This window comes from SAR324 cluster bacterium, assembly GCA_029245725.1.
Lineage (GTDB): Bacteria > SAR324 > SAR324 > SAR324 > NAC60-12 > JCVI-SCAAA005.
This window is the reverse complement of the sequence record JAQWOT010000375.1, coordinates 1-3,014: the sequence shown is the minus strand read 5'-3', so window position 1 is coordinate 3,014 and position 3,014 is coordinate 1. Positions and strand designations below refer to the sequence as shown.

At 50.1% G+C, this 3,014-nt stretch carries 1 protein-coding gene; it reads left to right on the top strand.

Annotated features, from left to right (window positions below; all coding sequences use genetic code 11):
* The coding region (locus tag P8O70_20735; GenBank protein MDG2199267.1) for a bifunctional metallophosphatase/5'-nucleotidase at positions 1 to 2,813 on the top strand (2,813 nt) is incomplete at its 5' end.
* Between the last annotated feature and the right edge of the window lie 201 nt (positions 2,814 to 3,014).

Below are 3,014 nucleotides of genomic sequence, written 5' to 3'. Positions count from 1 at the left end.
CAACCTGCCTGGCCCTTGGGTTGACTGGATCTGGTACTACCTACACGGTAGATCCTACCGGGGATTTGAACGACGGGAATTACACAATTACTGTAAACACTGGGATTACCAGTAGTACTAGCAGCAATGCGCTAGTTTCAGCGTCCACAGTAAACTTCATTGTAAGGAATGATTTCCTGAAGACAGTCATTGACCAACTGACCACTGACCTAACAGCGAGTGGGGACCTGACTGCTACAGAGGTGGTGGCTATCACAACTGCAGCTCAGACAGAGGCCTCCAATGAGGGTGAAAACAACGATTTACTGACCATAATACCAGAAGCTTTAATCGGAGCTGTCACCAGAATTCGAGCTGATTTGAGTGGAGTAGAGGAGACCAATGCCATCAAGGCGACTGTGAAGTCCCTGATGAGCAATGCCAGCGGTGCATCTTCCTTGACAAACAGTCGCAGTGCTCGGGTGGCTGTGGTGGGAGACACACAAAATTTCCCAGCTCTCCTGCAGGCTATGGGCAGAGCTATCCTAACCGCATCCTCTGGCTATACGCTTTACTTCGAATTACTCGGTGAAGCTGTAGTGAGCAATCTGAGTGAGACCGGGGCCACTGCTGATGAAATCGCCAACAACAATTACATTGGTATTTTCGCTGATGAGGCGGCTGCAGAATCACAACGTAAAGGTTATGACAAGGCCACTGCGACCAACCTAATCTCTAGTCTGAGTACTGGTGTAATCGCTGGGATCAGCGGCCTTAGCGATTTGACCACGGAGCAGAAGAACTCTCAAACTTCCAGCGTACGAACTTCAATGATAGCTGTTGCCTCCAGCAACGAACTGTACACTTCAAACATTGAGACCAGTATCTCCAATGCAGCTGGCAATGTGGGCCTAGATGATGGTTCTAGCTCTACAGATAGTAGTGGCTCTGGCACAGACACCACTACCAGCAGTGGGGCTTTCACCCTGCAGTTGTTGCACTTCTCCGACGTAACCGGTGATGAGCAAACCGCGATCGATAACGTGGATGAATTCTCCGCCCTAGTTAGTGCCTTCCGGGGAGACGCTACCTATGGAGCTAACACCCTTCTGGTCAGTTCAGGTGGACATCTTGATCCCCAGTCAGTCCGTTTTACTGCTGCTGCTGACAACAGTACTGTCTACAACGCGGTTTTGGACACTGACAACGGAAGCGTAGACATAGCCTTGCTGAATGCACTTGGTGTTGATGCCGCAGGTTTGAGTCCCAGCGAATTCGCCATTGGAACCACCGCGCTCCAAAACGCTATTGAACCAGGGACGTCCCCAACTGATAATGTCAGCGCCAACTTCCCACACCTCTCCAATCTCTCTAATATTACAGCGGCTTTTGGAGCCACCATGGAGGGTGACAATGGAACCTACACTAGCCAGGAAGCTGGAAAATTAGCCAGCTATTCCGTCATCAGTGTCGGTAACGAATTGATTGGCCTGATCGGTGTTGCCTCTCCAGATATCGATAACGTTAGCAGCATTGGTGGGCTGACCATCTCACCTGATAATGATACCGTACCAGCAACTGCGAGTGATATTGCCTCTGCTCTCCAGCCTACCGTCAACGTACTACGTGCTGCGCAAATCGACAAGATTGTGCTGCTCTCTCATCTTCAGGACATTGCCCTAGAGAAGAGCCTGCCCAGTCAACTCTATGATGTAGACATTATTGTTGCTGGTGGCTCCGGAACCCGCATGGGAGACGGTAACGATACTTTGTTCTCAGGCACCCATGTCACCGACACCAGCTTCGATGAGAGCTACCCCTACCAGACTACAGATAAGGAAAAAAATCCTGTGCTTGTGGTCAACGTGGATGGAGACTACAAATACCTTGGACGCCTGGTAGTAAACTTTGATCAAAACGGTGTGATTCAGTCCAGTTCTCTGGACAGTAAGATCAACGGTGCCTACGCAGCGACATCTACTGTGGTCAGTTCAGTTGGCGGTACTGCAATCAGCAGCGTCACCACTCTGCAGACTGCTATCAAAGCAGTGGTCGATACCGCGTATGACAACACAACATCAAATACTGTAGGATACGATAACATAACCCTACATAGCAGTGCGGCCCAATTGCGAACTGAAGATACCCAACTAGGTAACCTGATCGCTAAGTCCAATCGCTGGTATGCTGATAATCTAACTAATGGAATCACGATTGATGCAGCCTTCAGAGAGGCTCGTGGGATCGGAAACGGATTGGCAATTGGCCCGATCACGAACGCTGATATCCAGTCTGTCCTGCCAGACAACCAGTCGTTGGCAATCCTGCAGGTTACGGCCACTGAGTTGAAGAGCATTCTTGAGCACAGTGTTGCACTCTCCTCTTCGACTGCGACACCTCCTCGCTTCCTTCAGGTCAGTGGATTGCGCTTCACTCATGATCTGGACAATAAATCCCGTACAACGCTCGACAACGGGACAGTTTCTGAAAACGGTACTCGGATCACCAAGATCCAACTCATGTATGATAATGGAACCCTGCGCAGTTCTGTCTTTGATAACGGCACTTATGATAATGCAAGCACCAACTACCGCATTGTGACTACTGCCTTCTTGGCTAACGGTGGTGACCTCTACCCGCTGACCAACTTGGGCAATGCCTCTCGAATTGACCTCGATAATGGCTCCTACCTCTCTGCTGGTAGCAGTAGTTTCAGCGGGCATGGTAAAGAACAGGACGCTCTTGCTGAGTACTTCAAAGCGTACCACGACAATGAAACGGTAGCGGTTACCGCAGACTCCCTGGATAACTACACTCGGATCACTGCTCAGTAGGCGCCACTATAACTCCCTCCTCCTGAGTCCTTACAGGACTCAGGAACTCCATTTTTTCATTCCCCTTCTAGCATCCGGGCTTAGCTTTTCATGAAAACGCTGATACCTTGGCGACGGTACAATTGGTTCTTTTGTCGTCACAGCTGAAGACACCAATTCGGGGTACAATCACCATGGTGTCGGTCGACACCCCTAGTGACC